This window comes from Deinococcus arcticus, from assembly GCF_003028415.1.
In the GTDB taxonomy this organism is placed as follows: domain Bacteria; phylum Deinococcota; class Deinococci; order Deinococcales; family Deinococcaceae; genus Deinococcus; species Deinococcus arcticus.
Map to the genome: position 1 here is coordinate 19986 of NZ_PYSV01000015.1, position 16665 is coordinate 36650.

A 16665-nucleotide genomic window follows, 5' to 3' on the forward strand; every position below is an offset into this window, starting at 1 on the left:
CTCCGTGGAATGCGGCGTGACGCCTTTGCCATCTGCCATAGGCCCTGAGCCCTCTGCGTCATTTCGTCAGCGTGCCCTGCCCGGCCACTGACCGCGCGGGCTGGCCCGTCTGCATGGAGGTCGTGCCTCCGGCCTGCACGGTGCTCGCTGCCTGGGCGCCCCGCTCCTGCAAGGCACGTGCATATTCATGCGGCAACACCTTGATAAACCGCTTCAGGGCGCTCTCCCAGTCGTCCAGAAGCTCCGAGGCCCGCTGCGAGCCTGTCCACTTGTGGTGGCTTTCCAGCAGGGTGCGGATGTGGGCCTCATCGCTCTGGCCGCCGTGCAGCACGACGGTCGTCTGGGCCAGTTGTTCGGTTTCGGGCACCACCGGATGCAGGCCCACCATGCTGAGGTTGCAGCGCTGAGCGAACTTGCCGTCCACGTCGTACACGTAGGCCACGCCGCCACTCATGCCCGCGGCAAAGTTGCGCCCGGTCTGGCCCAGCACCACCACGGTGCCGCCCGTCATGTATTCGCAGCCATGGTCCCCGGTGCCTTCCACCACCGCCGAGGCGCCACTGAGGCGCACGCCAAAGCGTTCGCCCGCCACCCCCCGGAAAAACGCCTCGCCGCTGGTGGCGCCGTACAGCACCGTGTTGCCCACAATGATGTTCTCCTCGGCCTTGCCCCGGAATTCAATGCTGGGCCGCACCACCACGCGCCCGCCAGACAGGCCCTTGCCGGTGTAGTCGTTGGCGTCACCAATCAGGTACAGGGTCAAGCCCGGGGCCAGGAAGGCGCCGAAGGACTGGCCGCCTGTGCCCTCCATCTGCACGAACACCGTGTTGTCCGGCAGGCCCTCAGGGCGCACGCGCACCAGCTGGCCGGACAGCATCGCCCCCACGCTGCGGTTGACGTTGCGGGCGTCCTGCAGAAAATGCACCTTCTCGCCGCGTTCAAAGGCGGGGCGGCACTTCTCAATCAGGCTCAGGTCCAGGGCGCCTTCCAGACCGTGTTCCTGGGCGTGCAGGTGGCGCGTGCCGACCTCGGCGGGCACCTCGGGGCGGTAGAACACCCGGCTGAAGTCCAGCCCCTGCGCCTTCCAGTGCTCAATTCCCTTGCGGGTATCCAGCAGGTCGCTGCGGCCAATCAGGTCGTCGAAGGTGCGGATGCCCAGCGAGGCCATCAGGGCGCGCACCTCCTCGGCCACAAAGAAGAAGTAGTTGATGACGTGCTCGGGCTTACCGGTAAATTTGGCCCGCAGCACGGGGTCCTGGGTGGCCACCCCCACGGGGCAGGTGTTCAGGTGACACTTGCGCATCATGATGCAGCCCTGCGCCACCAGCGGCGCGGTGGCAAAGCCGAACTCGTCGGCGCCCAGCAGGGCGGCCACCACCACATCGCGGCCCGTTTTCAGTTGTCCGTCGGTCTGCACGCGCACCCGGTCACGCAGGCGGTTGAGCACCAGCGTCTGCTGCGCCTCGGCCAGCCCCAGTTCCCAGGGCGACCCGGCGTGCTTAATCGAGCTCCAGGGGCTGGCCCCGGTACCGCCGTCATGCCCAGCAATCACGATGTGGTCGGCCTTGCACTTGGCCACGCCAGCGGCGACCGTTCCCACCCCCACCTCGGACACCAGCTTCACCGAGATATCGGCGCGCGGATTGACGTTCTTGAGGTCGTGAATAAGCTGCTTGAGGTCCTCAATCGAGTAGATGTCGTGGTGCGGCGGCGGGCTGATGAGGCCCACGCCGGGCACGCTATGGCGCAGAAAGCCGATGTAGTCGCTGACCTTGCCGCCGGGCAGCTGCCCACCCTCGCCGGGCTTGGCCCCCTGCGCCATCTTGATCTGAATCTGGTCCGCCGAGGCCAGGTACGTGGTCGTGACCCCGAAGCGACCAGACGCCACCTGCTTGATCTTGCTTCGCAGGCTGTCGCCAGCTTTCAGCGGGTAGTCCACTTCCACGCGGCCCTCGCCCAGCAGGCTGGCCAGCGTATGGCCTTCTCCCAGTGTCTCGCCGCGCATCTCGCGCTCGTAGCGGGCGGGGTCCTCGCCGCCCTCACCGGTGTTGCTCTTGCCGCCAATGCGGTTCATGGCGACCGCCAGGGTGGTGTGGGCCTCGGTGGAGATGGACCCCAGGCTCATGGCCCCGGTGGCAAAGCGCTTGACGATTTCGCTCGCTGGCTCGACCTCTTCCAATGGCACGGGCGTCACGCCTTCAGTCTTGAATTCGAACAGGCCGCGCAGGGTCATGTGGCGCCTGCTCTGGTCGTTGATCAGACGAGCGTATTCCTCGTAGGTGCTGTGAGAGCCGCTGCGCACGGCGTGTTGCAGTTTGGCCACCGAATCCGGGGTCCACAGGTGGTCCTCGCCGCGCACGCGCCAGGCGTATTCACCACCCGCGTCCAGACTGTGGGCCAGCGTGGGATCCTCACTGAACGCCGAGCGGTGGTTGCGAATCGCTTCTTCCGCCACCTCAAAGATGCCGATGCCACTCACCTGCGTTGGCGTGCCGTAGAAGTACTTACCCACAAACTCCTGCTTCAGGCCAATCGCTTCAAACAGCTGGGCGCCGCAGTAGCTCATGTAGGTGCTCACGCCCATCTTGGACATGATCTTGCTCAGGCCCTTGCCAATCGCCCCAATGTAGTTGCGAATGGCCTTGTGGGCGTCCACCCCGGCCAGGCTGGGCATGCCGGGCACGTCGGTGTGCAGGTTGATCAGGGTTTCCAGGGCCAGATACGGGTGCACGGCCTCGGCGCCGTAGCCCGCCAACGCGGCAAAGTGATGCACCTCGCGGGCGTCGCCGGTTTCTACAACCAGCCCCGTCTTCATGCGCAGGCCCGCTTTCACGAGGTGGTGATGGACGCTACTCAGCGCCAGCAGCGAGGGAATCGCCACCCGGTCGCGGTCCAGGCGGCGGTCAGTCACGATGATGATGTTGTGGCCGTTTTCCAGGGCGTCCACCGCGCGGGCGTTGATGGTGGCCAGTTTGGCCTCAATGCCGCGCGGGCCCCAGTCGGCGGGGTAGGTGATGTCCAGCTCATAGGCCTTGAACTTGCCGCGCGTGTGCTCGCCAATGTTGCGCAGGCGGGCCATGTCGTCGAAATCCAGAATGGGCTGCTCGACTTCCAGGCGCAGCTGGGGGTTGACGGCGTTCACGTCCAGCAGGTTGGGGCGCGGCCCCACGAACGACACCAGGCTCATGACCACCGCTTCGCGGATGGGGTCAATAGGCGGGTTGGTCACCTGGGCAAACAGCTGCTTGAAGTAGTTGTACAGCGGCTTGTTCTTACCCGACAGCACGGCCAGCGGGCTGTCGTTGCCCATGGAGCCAATGCCTTCCTCGCCCCTGGCCGCCATCGGCCCCATCAGAAACTTCAGGTCCTCCTGGGTGTAGCCAAAGGCCTGCTGGCGGTCCAGCAGAGACTCGCGGAACTGGCCCACGGTGCCGGTTTCCTCGGAATCGTCCAGGCGGAAGCGGGTGTTCTCCACCCACTGCGCGTAGGGCCGGGCCGAGGCAAACTGCGATTTCAGTTCGTCGTCTTCAATAATCCGGCCCTGTTCCAGGTCAATCAGGAACATACGGCCCGGTTGCAGGCGCCACTTCTTGACAATCCGGCTTTCCGGAATGGGCAGCACGCCCGATTCCGAGGCCAGAATGACGAGGTCGTCGCGGGTCTGCACGTAGCGCGCCGGGCGCAGGCCGTTGCGGTCCAGGGTGGCGCCTACCTGCCGCCCGTCGGTAAACACCATGGCGGCGGGGCCGTCCCAGGGCTCCATCATGGAGGCGTGGTACTCGTAGAACGCGCGGCGGCGCGGGTCCAGCTGCGCGTTGCCCTCCCAGGCCTCGGGAATCATCATCATGGCGGCGTGCGCCATGGGGTAGCCCGCCAGGGTCAGCAGTTCCAGGGCGTTGTCGAAGGTGGCGGTATCACTCTCGCCTTCAAAGGAAATCGGGTAGAGCTTCTTCAGGTCGTCGCCCAGCACCGGGGACACCATGATGCCCTCACGGGCGCGCATCCAGTTGAAGTTGCCCTTGACGGTGTTGATCTCGCCGTTGTGCGCCACCATGCGGTAGGGGTGGGCCAGCGGCCATTCAGGAAAGGTGTTGGTGGAAAAGCGCTGGTGCACCAGGGCCAGGGCCGACGTGACCGAGGGGTCCTGTAGGTCCAGGTAATACTCCCCCACCTGATTGGCCAGCAGCAGGCCCTTGTAAATGACCGTGCGGCACGACATGGAGGGCACGTAGTATTCCGCCCCGTGGGTGAAGTTCAGCGCGCGAATGGCGTTGCTGGCCCGGCGGCGAATGACATACAGCTTGCGCTCCAGCGCGTCCGGCACCAGGGTGTCGGGCCCCGCGCCAATAAACACCTGCCGGATGACAGGTTCTTTCTCGCGCACGGTGGGGCTCATGGGCATATCAGCGCTCACCGGCACGTCGCGCCAGCCCAGCACCAGTTGCCCCTCGGCGCGGATGGCGCGTTCCAGTTCCTGCTCGCACGCCCGGCGCGAGGCGATTTCCTTGGGCAGGAAGATCATGCCCACGCCGTAATCGCCGGGGGGCGGCAGCGTCACGTTCTGCCCCGCCATCTCGGCGCGGTAAAACTCGTCGGGAATCTGAATCAGGATGCCCGCGCCGTCGCCCATCAGGGGATCGGCGCCCACCGCGCCGCGGTGGTCCAGGTTTTCCAGAATCTTGAGGCCCTGGGCAATGATCCCGTGGCTGCGCACGCCCTTGATGTGCGCCACCATGCCCACGCCGCAGGCGTCGTGTTCATGGGCGGCATACAGGCCCTGCTCGCGCGCGCGGCGAAGTTCGGTCTGGGTGGGTGGGGTGTGGGGCACGGCCTCCGGCGTCACCCGGTTGTTGGTCTGGTTCATCTGGACACTCCCCGCTCGCGTGAAGCTTGCCCGCAGGGTGCAGGCTGCTAGAATCACGATACAGAGAGATGCATGTCTATGCAGGCCCGTTGTTTATAACGGGTTTAAAAGTGTGCCGCGTCCTTTTGTTGGCAAAGGAAAGGTGGAGACAGGCCAGGGCAGACCACCCAGAGACCCGCAGGCAGGGCCAGAGGCCTGATCAAAGGGTCTTTTGCAGCGCTACTTGGAGTCGGTTTTGAGGGGCTGGCCTTCCAGGCGAGAGCAGCGCTTTAACGCACCTCCTGCCTTCCCTGGCCTGGCGACGAGGCCTACCCTACCTTTTGCCCACTGACAGTGTGTCTATAGTTGACCATGACTCATGTGCACAGAAAGCATGTCGTGATGCCCGAAGACACCCTCTCTTTTCTGGAGAATTACCAGCGCACGCACAATCTCGCCAGCTTCAGCGCCGTGATAGAGGCCGCCGTCCTTGCCCTGAAAGAACAGGAACTGCGCCGCCAGTACGCGCAATACGCGGCCGATTACACCGCCGATCCGCAGGAGCAGGCCGAGGCCGAAGCCTGGCTGAACCTGCCCATGCAGGACATCCCGTGAAACGCGGTGACGTGTATATGGTGAACTTTGACCCCGGTGTGCCCGGCGAGCCCGCCCGCACACGCCCCGCTGTCCTGCTGACCAACGATCTGGCGAACGAGACCTTGCCACATGTGGTGGTTGCTCCGGTCACGAGCAACGTGCAGCGGGTCTACCCATTTGATGTTGTTCTGGACGCCGGGTCGTGCGGGTTACCAGAAACCAGCCGGGTGCAATTGAACTCCGTGCGTGGGTTAAATCGGGGTCGGCTGGGACGGTTCGTAGGTCATCTGACCCCGGCGCAGGTGAAAGACGTGGACACGAAGCTGAAGACGCATCTGGGCCTGCTGTGAGCGCAGAGGAACGCAGAGAGTCACTGGCCTGGCGTCACCTCTCCACTGGGCCGCAACTCCATCACTGCCACTTCTGGCTCGCACAGGTTGCGAAACGGAATGCCGCTGAGGCCCAGGCCCCGGCTGACATAAGCAGGGGTGCCCTGCGCGCCCTCCACCCAGCCCATGGCAAACCGCTGGCCATAGCGGCTGGGCACCATGACAGCACCCGCGAATGGCAGCCGCACCTGACCGCCGTGCGTGTGCCCGCACAGGGTTAGGCCCACCCGCCCCGGCAACTCGGGCAGCAGGTCGGGGTTGTGCATGACCAGCAGCGTGGCCCTCTTTCCGGCCTCGGCCAGGGCTGCCCGCACATCCGGCTGGCCGTGCCACAGGTCGTCCACGCCGCCCACATACAGGTCGTCTCGCAGAGGGCGGCCTGCGTTACGCAGCATCGTGACGCCAGCGTTGGCAAAAGCCGCTTCCAGCTGAGCGCGTGTGCCCTGCCAGTCCCCCCGCGCCGGGCCGTACTGCCGCCCGCCGTAGAAGCCAAAGCTCCCGTAATCGTGGTTGCCCCACACACCGTACACGCCCAGCGGGGCGCGCAGGCGGGCCAGCTCGGCCAGCAGGGCTTCCGGCGGCTCATCCATCCGGCTGTCGAGTTGATCCCCACCCAGCAGCACCACATCCGGGCGCTCGCGGTTCGTGGCCTCCACCCAGGCCCGCACGCTGCCGGCGCCGATGTACAGGCCGTAGTGCAGGTCTGTCAGAAAGGCCACGCGCAGCGGCGCTTCCAGGCCTGGCAGCGTGCGGGTGTGGCGGGTCACGCCAAAGCGGTAGGCCTGCGCGGTGCCCAGCCCACCGGCGGCCAGCAGGCCCAGCCCGCCGCCGCCCAGGGCGCGCAGGACCCGGCGGCGGGTCACGGTTGTCATGCCCCAGACCCTACCCGGGCGCCCCGGCCGGGGGCATCCACCGAAAGAGGGGCGCGCTAGACTTGCGCCCATGCACGCCCCGCCCCTGCTGCTCGTGATTGACGTTCTGGATGAGGACGCTGGCCTGGCCGATGTGGAAGACAGCCAGGGCCGCACCTACCAGCTGCCGGCCGAGTGGCTGCCGGGCGCGGCGGACGGCGCTGGCTACCGCGTGGAAGAAGCGGGCGGCGCCCTGACCTTCGCCCCGGCCCCCGACGCCGCCCGCCTGATGCGCGAGCGCAGCAAGCAGACCCTCCTGGACTTCAGCGACGCCCCCGGAGAGAACGCATGAGCCGTCAGGTACTGGTGATTCCCGATCTGCACGGGCGCCCGGACCTGCTGCGCGCCGCGCTGGAGCGCTTTCCCGACGCGCATTACGTGGGCCTGGGCGACGCCATTGACCGGGGGCCGCGCAGCCTGGCCACGGTGGACAAGCTGCTGGAACTGCACCAGGCGGGCCGCGCGACCCTCCTGATGGGCAACCACGAGCGCATGATGCAAGAGGGCCTGAAGTGGTACCGCCTGTACGAGGGCACGCACAACCTGGGCGATTACCGCAAGGCCATGGAAGGCTACCAGTGGTGGATGCGCGCCGGGGGCGAGACGGTACGCGCTGAACTGGGCGGCCTGACGCTGGAGAAATTTCCGCCGCTGCTGGAAGCGTACCTGAAGGTGCTGCGCCGGGTGATCTATGTCACCGCCGACGGCCAGATTCACGGCGAGGTGCCCCCACACCCCAGCGTGCTCATTGCCCACGCCGCGCCGCCCGTCAAGCACCCGCAGCACGAGAACCCGCTGTCGGCGGCGCTGTGGCTGCGGCCCTACGAGGGGCCCTTTGCGCTGCCCCCGGGCGTGACCTACTCACTGCACGGGCATACCCCGGTGCCCACACCCTGCCGCCTGAGCCGCCACCTCTACCTGGACCTGGGCGCCTACGAGACCGGGCGGCTGGCGGTGGCCGAAGTCAACGTGCATGGCCTGCCCCAGGTGACGGTGCTGTGCGGGCGGGGCGAGCCGCACCGGGGGCGGCGCTACGCCCAGTTTGGCGAACCCATTCCCGTGACCCCGGTGGATCTGCCCGGCGCCCCCAGGCGCTAGGGACCCGCGCACCACGTCAAGGTGCCCAGCGTGCAGGGTGCCGGGCACCTCGTCAACGGCATGCCGGCCCACGCTGCTTCCGGGCGCCCGCGAAAAGACCCCGGTTGTCCCTGAACCCCCCATTCACCCGGCCGACCGCGCGGCGCGCCACCATCACTCTATGCAGCTTCAGGAATCCGGAGAGTTTCAGGTCAGGGCCTCGCCCGCCGTGGTGTGGGCCTTTGTCACGCGCCCCGAGCAGGTGGCGCGCTGTCTGCCCGAGGTGCAGGACATCCGCGCCCACGCGGACCACGCCGAGGCCCGCGTGCCGGTGCGCGCCGGGCTGCTGCGCGGCAACCTTGGGCTGCGCCTGGAGGTGCAGCCGGACGACCCGGCGCAGCGCGTGGGCGTCCGGGTGCAGGGCGCGGGGCTGGGCAGCACGCTGACCCTGCAGGCCGGGGCCACCCTGGGCGACAACGGCGACGGGACCACCACGCTGCGCTGGCAGGGCGAGGTGCAGGTGCGCGGGCCGCTGGCCTCGGTGGGCGGCGGCCGGCTGGAAAGCCGCGCCCGGGCCCTGATTGAGCGCACCTTCGGCAATCTGCAGACGCAGCTCAATGCCGCCGGGGACACCCTGGCCTGAATCAGGCCGGCGGCAGGGCCAGCGCCCCAACTGGCGGCGCTGCGTCCACCGCCACGGCCGAGATCACCCCATGCGGCGACACCGCCAGCACCCGGCGCTCGGCCAGGGTCCACAGGGCGCGGTGAACGGCCATCTCGCGCGCGGGGTCGCCGCCCGGGGCCAGCCGGTCCAGCAGGATGGTGTAACGCAGCTCGCCGGGCTCACCCCCGGCCCAGGGGGTCACGGCCGCCACCAGCGTCAGCACCTGCCGCTGCTCGGGGCCCTGGGCCTGGGCCAGCAATCCGGCGCGGGCCCGGGCCTGGGCGGCGCGGGCTTCCCGGGCCGCCCGGCGCCGGGTCAGCGCGGCCAGGGTGTCGGGGTCAGTGGCTCCCCCGGCCCGGCGCTCGGTGATCACGCGTTCCAGGTGGCCATCGGCGCGGGCCTGCACCTGATCACGCAGGCCCTGGGCTCCGGCGCGCAGGCGTCCGGCTGCGCCTTGCAGCGCGGGGGTCACCAGGGCCGAGGCTGCCTGCCCGGCGGCGCGCAGCGGCGGCTCGTGGTCCGGGGATTCGGGCTCGCGCAGGGCGCGCCCCAGACGAATCAGGGTGTTCAGGGTGCGGCGGGACTGGCTCATGAATCGGTCTCCTGCGGGGCCCTGGGCTATGGGTGGTGGGCGGCCCCAGCCCAGTGTGCGCCAGAACCGGGCCCGGCGGCGTCCATCCAAAGGACGGCTCTGGTCCTGGGGAGCCTGCAGTCACCCGCCACAGCGCAGCGGCGCCCCGAACAAACAGGGGCGCCGCTGCGGTGAAGCCTGGAGTTCAGGCGGCCTGAACGTCGGTATGAGGTTCGCGGTCCAGGGTCAGGGTCTGGGCACGGGCCTGGGCCGGCATCGGGCGCAGCGCGCCGATGGCCAGGCCGCACAGGGCCACGGCCGCCACGGCCATCCACAGCAGGCCCGTGGGGTCCAGCAGGGTGCTCAGCAGCACCAGGGGGCTGCACACCACTCCGTGCGCCAGGGCCGGCAGCAGGTAGGCACCCCCGGTCCGGTGCGCCTGCGCGAAGCGGCGGCCAAAGTGCAGGCCCGAGGTGAGGGCAATCAGCGCGCACAGCAGCAGGGTCGGTTCCATGGCGCTCACCTTATGGGGGCGCTTCTCACCAAAGCGTCACGGCCCGGCAGGCCAGCGTTTCATTAAGACGCAGAAACCGGCTGCCATACGGCCTTTTGAGCGGCTGGGCCCGGCAGAGGCCCCCAAGCGTGAACCCCGGGTCAAGGTCCGGTCAGACGGGGGCAAGAGCGGCAGGAGTGAAATACAGCCATGACCACCACGGGCCCCACGCGATCCACCCCTGTGCCTGCCCGGCCGCCGCGCCCCCGGCACCCGGGCGCCGCGCTGCTGCTGGGCACCCTGCTGCTGGCCTGCGGCAGTGCCCCGGGCGGCCCCGGCACGCCGCCCGGGGGCCAGACGGGCACGCTGACGCTCAGCGTGGAGCGCCTGCCTGTGGCGGGTGAGCCCCCGCAGCCCGGCACGCTGCGCCTGCGCGCCACCCCGCCCGCCGGGGTGAGCGTGACGGTGGAAGGCGCGCCCCCTGGCCTGTACCTGACCCCGGGCCCCCCGGCCGCCGAGGGCAGCGATACGGTGGTGGCCCTGAACCCCCAGGGCCAGAGTGGCGGCCCCGTGACCCTGCGGGTGACGGCCCCGACCGGCACCGCCCGCCTGAGCGTGCCCGTGCTGGCGCAGCGGCGCTGGCGCATTCCAGCGGCGACCCCGTATCTAGCGGCGGCCGCGTTGCCCACGCCCGAGGGCCGCCTGCTGCTGCGGGCCCCCGCCAACGCCGAGGCCACGCTGCGCCACACGCTGCTGCGGTTTGACCCGGCCCAGGGCGACTGGGCCACCCTGGCCTTCGGGCTGCAGGGCTTCGAGGCCATCACCAGCCACGCGGCGCGCGGCGCAGAGGTCTGGGCCGCCGTGCGCGGCGTGACGGCGGCGGGCAGCTTTCTGGTGCGCCGCAGCGAGACGGGCGACCTGACCCGCTTTCTGGCCGGCACCCCGGAGACCCTCAACCACCTGACCCCCACCCCGGACGGGCGGCTGTGGTTCCTGGCCTACGGGCAGCCCCGGCTGCTGGCCCTGGACCCAGGCACCGGCGCCGTGAGCAGCCTGCCCACCGACGGCGTGCCCGAGACGCTGGTGGCCCTGGACAGCGCCACGCTGGCCTATACCCGCCGGGGCGCTGCGCCGGCCGTGGTGACCGTGCATGTCCCCAGCGGCGCGGCGAGGACCTTCGCGGTAGGCACCGCCAACGTGAGCGTGCCGGACCTGCTGACCCCGGCCCCAGACGGCACCCTGTGGTTTGCCGAGACGCGTACGGGCGCTGTGAGCAACCTGGACCCCCGCACCGGCGCGGCGCGCACCCTGACCCTGCCCGCCGGCACGCGCCCGGGCGCCCTGGCCGTGGCCCCGGACGGCACCCTGTGGGTGGCCGATCCCACCCGGGGCACCCTGCTGCGCGTGGCCCCTGGCGCCAGCACCGGCGCGCTGGTGGCCCTGCCCCCCGGCACGCCGGCTGGCCCCCGCGCCCTGACGGTCACCCCCGACGGCGTGGTGTGGTTCGAGACGGGCGGGCAGTGGGTGAGGATGAGTGGGTGAGGGTGGATAGGTGATGGAGAGAAGCGCCGCACGTTCAGGATGAGAAGCGGGCCGCTTCGGGCGCTCCTGGAGCGTGCAGAAAACAAACAGTCACCCATCCACAGGCAGCGGCGCCCCTCCATACTTCGGGGCGCCGCTGTCCGCTTGTCACTCTGTTGCGCTCTGCCAGGCAAGCCGCGTGGCCCTTTCCATCACCCATCTACCATCTACCCTCACCCATTGCCCCCCTACAGGTCCCGGCGGCTCAGGCGCCACATGGCCCCGGCCACTGCCAGGGCCGCCAGCACGGCCGCCCAGACCACCAGGGCCGGGTCAGCGGGCGTGGTGCCGAAAAAGGGATTGGCGCCGCGCGTGACCTCGCCCAGGTCGCGGGCCACCTGGGGCTGCAGGTGATAGCTGGCCCCCAGCCACAGGGCGTTGGTGGGCATGACAATGTTGGCCACCCGGCCCAGGGTGCCCAGAATCGGGGTGTCGGCCAGGCCGCCAATGGCCGTGAGAATCCCGCCAGTAAAGCCCACGCCGTACAGCACGAATACGCCAATGCCGTTGGCCAGGGTGGTAAAGAGGGTGCTGCCCAGCACGGTCAGGGCGGTCAGCAGCGCCACAGTCAGCAGCAGCAGCGCCACAGCGGGCACGGTGGCGGGCGGCAGGTAGCCGGTCAGCAGGTACACGCCGCCCAGCAGCCCGGCCGACAGCAGGGCCACATACAGCACGTTCACAGCCGCAAAGCCCAGCCAGCGCCCCAGCACCAGTTCGGCGCGGCGCACGGGGCGGGCCAGCACGCTCTGCATCACGCCGTTTTCGATGTCGCCGCTGACTGCCCCCACCGTGGAGAGCACCGACATCAGCGAGCCCAGGAAATACACCAGATACATGCCGAACATGGCCGAGTACATGACCGGCAGATTCGAGGCGCCCGTCAGGCTGCGCCCGTCCAGGCCCGCCGCCGCTGCCCGCTCATCCAGCGTGAGATCCAGGCGGTAGACGCCATACAGGAAAAAGCCCAGAAAGGCGGCCGACAGCAGCAGCAGCACCGTGACCAGCCGCTTGCGGGCGGCCTCGCGCAGCGAGAGTTCGGCAATCAGCAGGGCGTTAGGCATGGGGGGCTCCGGTCCCGGCGCGGGTGCGCTCGGGGGTGTCTTCAATCAGGTCCAGGAACATGGTTTCCAGGTCCGGGCGGCGGGGGCTCAGGGCATACAGATCGGCGCCGGCCGCGTGCACCGCGCGGGCCACGGCGGGCAGGGTGTCCTCGCGCGCCAGCCACAGTTCCACGTCGGCGCGCCCGGGGGTGTTCAGGTCGCTGCGGCGCACCTCGCCCAGCCCGGCCAGGGTGTCCAGCAGCCCCGGCGGCAGGTGCGAGAGCCGCAGGTCCACCGGCAGCACGCCGCCCATGAGTTCGCGCATGGTGCCCTGGGTCAGCACCCGGCCCGCCTTCACGAACGCCACCCGGTCACACACCTGTTCCACCTCTGAAAGCAGGTGCGAATTCAGAAACACCGCCACGCCCTCGGCGCGCAGCCGCTCGATAATCTCGCGCACCTCAATGCGGCCGATGGGGTCCAGGGCGCTGGTGGGCTCGTCCAGAAACACCAGCCGGGGGCGCGCCAGAATGGCCCCGGCCAGCCCCGCGCGCTGCAGCATGCCCTTGCTGTAGCCGCTTAGCGTCTCGCGCCCACGCCCCGAGAGGCCCACCAGTTCCAGCACCTCGGGAATGCGCCCGCGCAGGTCACCGGCGCCCACGCCGGCCAGGCGCCCATGAAAACGCAGAAATTCCTCGCCGGTCATCCAGGTCTGAAAGCGGAACTGTTCGGGCAGAAAGCCCAGCCGGGCGCGGACGCGCGGGTCCTGGGGACTGCCGCCCAGCACGCGCGCCGCGCCCCCACTGGGATGCACCAGCCCCAGCAGCATCTTGACCGTGGTGCTTTTGCCGGCGCCGTTGGGGCCCAGAAACCCGAACACCTCGCCCTGCGGCACCGTCAGATTCAGGCCGTCCACCACCGCCCGGCCCCGGTAGACCTTGCGCAGGTCCTGCGTTTCTATGGCATTCACCCTTGTCAGCATAGGGGCGCGCTGGGCCGGTGGGCGTCCACCTTTGGTTGCCCCCGCTGCACCCCCAGTTCCCCCAACAGACTCTGAGAGCTTTTTCAGGGTTGGGGGCCCCGGAATGTGGATGAATAGAGAGAATGTCTGCTCCCTGCGCCCCCCAGTCTCCCCAGGCGCTGCCCCCCGGAACGCCCGCGCCCCTGCTGGCGCGGGTGCAGGCGGCGCCGGGCGGCGAGGCGCGCGCCCTGGCCCTGGTGGACCTGGCGCGCGCGGTGCGCGACCTGAGCCTGGACGCGGCGCTGGATCTGGGCGAGCGGGCCCTGGACGAAGCGCTGCGCGCCGACTCGCCCCGGGCCGCCGTGCTGGCGCTGGTGGGGCTGGGCTTCGTGAGTGCCAGCCTTGGGCAGCCCACGCGGGCCCTGGACGCCGTGACGCGCGCGCAGGCCCTGATGCAGGACCACGGCCTGCATGACCTGCGCTCGGCGGTGGTCAACGTGCGCGCGCTGACCCGCGTGATCAGTGGCAACCTGCCCGGCGCCGACCAGGACCTGCGCTCGGCGCTGGCGCTGGCCCGGGAGAACGGCTGCCCGCTGGACCACGGGCACGCCCTGGGCAATCTGGCCTGGGTGGCCAACCTGCGCGGCGACGCCAAGGGCGCGCTGCACCACCTGAATCTGCTCGAAGAGCATGTGCATGACCAGAGCGACGAACCGCTGCGCGCCAGTCTGACCCTGAGCCTGCACGAGAACCGCGCCCACGCCTACGTGGTGCTGGCCCGCGAGGCCGGGCGCCTGGGCCGCCCCGAGGCGGTGCAGCAGGCCACGCAGCAGGGCCTGATGGTGCTGCGCGCCGCCGGCGCGGCGCTCCAGGCCACCCCCCACCCCACCACGGCCCTGCTGTGCGGCGCCCACCGCGCCGCGCTGCGCCTGCTGTGCGGCGATCTGGACGGCGCCCTGCAGGCGGCGCACGAGACCCAGGCCCTGAACACCGAGTTGCAGCAGCGCCTGTACCTGGAGCCCCTGCTGTGCCTGCCCGAGGTGCTGGCTGCGCGCGGCGAGACAGCGCGCGCCCTGGCCGGCTACACCGAGGCCCTGGATGAGGTGCGGGCCCAGGGCCGCCACCGGGACACCCAGCGCATTCTGCGGCGCCTGAGCGAACTGCACGAGGCGCGCGGCGACCTGGAAGCCGCCCTGCAGGCCACGCGCGCCGCCCTGGCCGAGGCCCAGGCGGCCCAGGACCAGATCAGCGAGGACGCCCAGCGGCACCTGAACGTGGAACTGCGTCAGGCCCAGGCCGACGCCAGTTCCTGGCAGGACCGCCTGCGCTGCGCCGAGGTGGAAGCCCGCCAGGACCCGTTGACCGGCGTGCTGAACCGGCGTGGCCTGGAAGAGGGCCTGCGCGCCCTGCAGGACGGGGGCGGCCCTGGCTGGAGCCTGCTGGCGGCCCTGTTCGTGGACATTGACCACTTCAAGAGCGTGAACGACCGCTTCTCGCACGCCCACGGGGACCGGGTGCTGCAGGCCGTGGCCGGGCTGCTGTCGGGCACCGTGCGCGCCGGCACGCTGCTGGGGCGCTACGGCGGCGAGGAATTTGTGCTGGTGGCGCCCATTCGCGCGCCGGGGCAGGCCCACGACCTCGCCGAGCGCTGCCGCCGCGCCATTGAAGCCCACGACTGGTCCGGCCTGCTGCCCGGCGTGGGCCTGAGCGCCAGCGTGGGCTACGCCGTGGAGCGCCCCGGGCGCCTGTCCCTGGCCCTGCAGGCCGCCGACGACCACCTGTACCGGGCCAAGGCGGCGGGGCGGAACAGGGTGCATCCGCCGGCGTGAGGGTGGGCCGTGGTGAGTGGGCAGGGGCAGGCATGAGAAAGCGGCGGGTCGGGGTTGCACGCCCCCAGCCCGCCGCTGTGCCCCTCTGCCGTCAGCGCTTCAGGATGCCTTCAATCTGTTCCAGAACGTCACTGCTCAGGCGCACGCCGGCGGCTTTGACGGTGTCCTGAATCTGGCTGGTTTTGGTGGCGCCGGTAATCACGCTGCTCACGCCGGGCTGGCGGAGCAGCCAGGCCAGGGCCAGCTGGGCGCGGGTGATACCCAGGTCGTCGGCAATGGGCTTCAGGTCGCGCACCTTCTGAATGTTGTCATCGGTCAGGAAGTTCTTGCCCCAGTTTTCCTTCTCGGTCAGGCGGGCGCCCTCGGGCCGGCCCTCGTCGTACTTGCCGGTCAGGAGGCCCATGGCCAGCGGGCTCCAGACCACCAGGCCCACGCCCGCGCCCTCGGTGTAGGGCAGCAGGTCGCCCTCCACGCGCTCGCGGCGCAGCATGGAGTATTCGGGCTGCTCGGTGACCGGGGCGTGCAGGCCATTGGCCCGCGCGAATTCCACCGCCTGGGCAATGCGCGCCGCTGGCCACATGGAGGTGCCCCAGTACAGCGCCTTGCCGTCGCGGATGACCTGATCAAAGGCCATCACGATCTCGTCCATGGGCACGTCGGGGTCGTAGCGGTGAGCGAAGTAGATATCCAGGTAATCGGTGCCCAGCCGTTTCAGGGTCTTGTCAATGCTTTCCAGGACATGCTTGCGCGAGAGCCCCCGGTCGTTCACATCGTCGCTCATGGGCCAGAAGACCTTGCTGGAGATGACCAGGGTGTGGCGGGGCAGTTCGCGCAGCACGGCGCCCATCAGCTCCTCGCTGCGGCCCCGGGCGTACACGTCGGCCTGATCAAAGAAGTTCACGCCGCCCTCGTAGGCCGCCAGCACGATCTCGCGCACCATCGCAGAGGCGTCCTGGTTGACCCCGTAGGTTTCCCAGCCGCCCAGGGCGACTTCACTGACTTTCAGGCCACTTCTGCCGAGCTTCCGGTATTCCATGCGCGACACTTTAACTGTTAAAGCATCGGTAAGGGGCCAGATGGAGGCCCGCTTAAGGCCCCCTCATCCTGCGGCCGGCCCTGTGCAGATCATCGGCGCGCCCGGTAACGGCTTTGCACCAGCCCGGATGGAAAGCTGCGTGTTTCCAGGTGCTCGAACCAGACATCCTGAGTCAGCGGCCCGAACAGCGAAAGCCCTGTCCCCAGCAGCACGGGCACCTGGGTGATCACCAGGGTGTCCATCAGCCCGGCGCGCAAAAAAGCCTGGACCGTCTGGCCTCCGTCCACATACACGCCTCCTGTTCCCTGCGCGCGCAGCTCAGCCACCAGGGTGTCAACCGGACCGGGGTGGACCGTGACTTCCGGGCGCAGCCGGGCTGGAATGGCTTCGTTCGTCAGCGTGCGGCTCAGCACCACCATGCGGGCTGAATAGGGCCACGGGTCAAGCGCCTGCACAGTCTCAAACGTGGCGCGGCCCATCACCACCACGTCAATTTCAGCCATGAAGGCGTCAAAGCCGTAGTCCTCGCCCTCGGGTGCAGGCGGGCCGTCCGGCAGGGCCCCCGGCAACCAGTCCAGGCGACCGTCGGGCCGCGCGATAAAACCATCCAGGCTGGTCGCAATGAACACATGAAAGGAGGTCATGGCCCCAGGCTAGCCACTGCTTCTGGGCC

The 16665-nt window shown here is 69.5% G+C and carries 15 protein-coding genes; 7 read left to right on the forward strand and 8 right to left on the reverse strand.

Features of this window, described 5'->3' with window-relative positions; genetic code table 11:
• Positions 1-58 precede the first annotated feature (58 nt).
• Positions 59-4864, reverse strand: a complete 4806-nt coding sequence (locus C8263_RS14285) for a glutamate synthase-related protein (protein WP_107138815.1) — start codon at positions 4862-4864, stop codon at positions 59-61.
• Between the two features lie 351 nt (positions 4865-5215).
• On the opposite strand from C8263_RS14285, the gene C8263_RS14290 reads away from it, so the two are divergent.
• Positions 5216-5458 (forward strand): hypothetical protein, encoded by a 243-nt coding sequence (locus C8263_RS14290; RefSeq protein WP_146160703.1) that lies wholly within the window; start codon positions 5216-5218, stop codon positions 5456-5458.
• Complete coding sequence (locus C8263_RS14295; RefSeq protein WP_107138817.1) at positions 5455-5790, forward strand: type II toxin-antitoxin system PemK/MazF family toxin; 336 nt, start codon at positions 5455-5457, stop codon at positions 5788-5790. Before C8263_RS14290 ends, C8263_RS14295 begins: the two co-directional genes overlap by 4 nt.
• A 20-nt stretch (positions 5791-5810) precedes the next feature.
• Here the strand turns inward: C8263_RS14295 and C8263_RS14300 are convergent, their stop codons facing one another.
• Positions 5811-6701 carry a metallophosphoesterase gene (locus tag C8263_RS14300; RefSeq protein WP_107138818.1) on the reverse strand — a complete coding sequence of 297 codons (891 nt, stop codon included), beginning with the start codon at positions 6699-6701 and terminating at the stop codon, positions 5811-5813.
• 70 nt (positions 6702-6771) lie between these two features.
• Between C8263_RS14300 and C8263_RS14305 the strand changes: the two genes are divergently transcribed.
• The 3 genes from C8263_RS14305 (at position 6772) to C8263_RS14315 (ending at position 8460) form a co-directional block, all read left to right on the forward strand.
• Positions 6772-7032 carry a hypothetical protein gene (locus C8263_RS14305; protein ID WP_107138819.1) on the forward strand — a complete coding sequence of 87 codons (261 nt, stop codon included), beginning with the start codon at positions 6772-6774 and terminating at the stop codon, positions 7030-7032.
• Positions 7029-7838: a metallophosphoesterase gene (locus C8263_RS14310; RefSeq protein WP_107138820.1), complete on the forward strand. Its 810-nt coding sequence runs from the start codon at positions 7029-7031 to the stop codon at positions 7836-7838. Before C8263_RS14305 ends, C8263_RS14310 begins: the two co-directional genes overlap by 4 nt.
• Positions 7839-7998: 160 nt before the next feature.
• Positions 7999-8460, forward strand: coding sequence for an SRPBCC domain-containing protein (locus C8263_RS14315; protein WP_107138821.1), 462 nt, complete (start codon positions 7999-8001; stop codon positions 8458-8460).
• Position 8461: 1 nt separating this feature from the next.
• Here C8263_RS14315 and C8263_RS14320 read toward each other — a convergent pair whose 3' ends face one another.
• Both C8263_RS14320 and C8263_RS14325 read right to left on the reverse strand, forming a co-directional pair.
• On the reverse strand, positions 8462-9073 hold the full coding sequence (locus C8263_RS14320) for a hypothetical protein (protein ID WP_233218831.1): 612 nt from the start codon (positions 9071-9073) through the stop codon (positions 8462-8464).
• Positions 9074-9257: 184 nt separating this feature from the next.
• Complete coding sequence (locus C8263_RS14325; RefSeq protein WP_107138822.1) at positions 9258-9566, reverse strand: hypothetical protein; 309 nt, start codon at positions 9564-9566, stop codon at positions 9258-9260.
• Between the two features lie 189 nt (positions 9567-9755).
• Between C8263_RS14325 and C8263_RS14330 the strand changes: the two genes are divergently transcribed.
• A complete protein-coding gene (locus C8263_RS14330; protein ID WP_107138823.1) occupies positions 9756-11087 on the forward strand; it encodes a Vgb family protein in 1332 nt (443 codons plus the stop codon).
• A gap of 227 nt (positions 11088-11314) precedes the next feature.
• Here the strand turns inward: C8263_RS14330 and C8263_RS14335 are convergent, their stop codons facing one another.
• Positions 11315-12187 (reverse strand): ABC transporter permease subunit, encoded by an 873-nt coding sequence (locus tag C8263_RS14335; protein ID WP_107138824.1) that lies wholly within the window; start codon positions 12185-12187, stop codon positions 11315-11317.
• Complete coding sequence (locus tag C8263_RS14340; RefSeq protein WP_107138825.1) at positions 12180-13148, reverse strand: ABC transporter ATP-binding protein; 969 nt, start codon at positions 13146-13148, stop codon at positions 12180-12182. Before C8263_RS14340 ends, C8263_RS14335 begins: the two co-directional genes overlap by 8 nt.
• Positions 13149-13270: 122 nt before the next feature.
• Between C8263_RS14340 and C8263_RS19685 the strand changes: the two genes are divergently transcribed.
• Positions 13271-14956 (forward strand): GGDEF domain-containing protein, encoded by a 1686-nt coding sequence (locus C8263_RS19685; protein WP_233218832.1) that lies wholly within the window; start codon positions 13271-13273, stop codon positions 14954-14956.
• A 91-nt stretch (positions 14957-15047) separates the two neighbouring features.
• Here the strand turns inward: C8263_RS19685 and C8263_RS14350 are convergent, their stop codons facing one another.
• On the reverse strand, positions 15048-15992 hold the full coding sequence (locus tag C8263_RS14350; protein WP_107138826.1) for an aldo/keto reductase family protein: 945 nt from the start codon (positions 15990-15992) through the stop codon (positions 15048-15050).
• 89 nt (positions 15993-16081) lie between these two features.
• Positions 16082-16636 (reverse strand): dihydrofolate reductase family protein, encoded by a 555-nt coding sequence (locus C8263_RS14355; RefSeq protein WP_107138827.1) that lies wholly within the window; start codon positions 16634-16636, stop codon positions 16082-16084.
• Positions 16637-16665 lie beyond the last annotated feature (29 nt).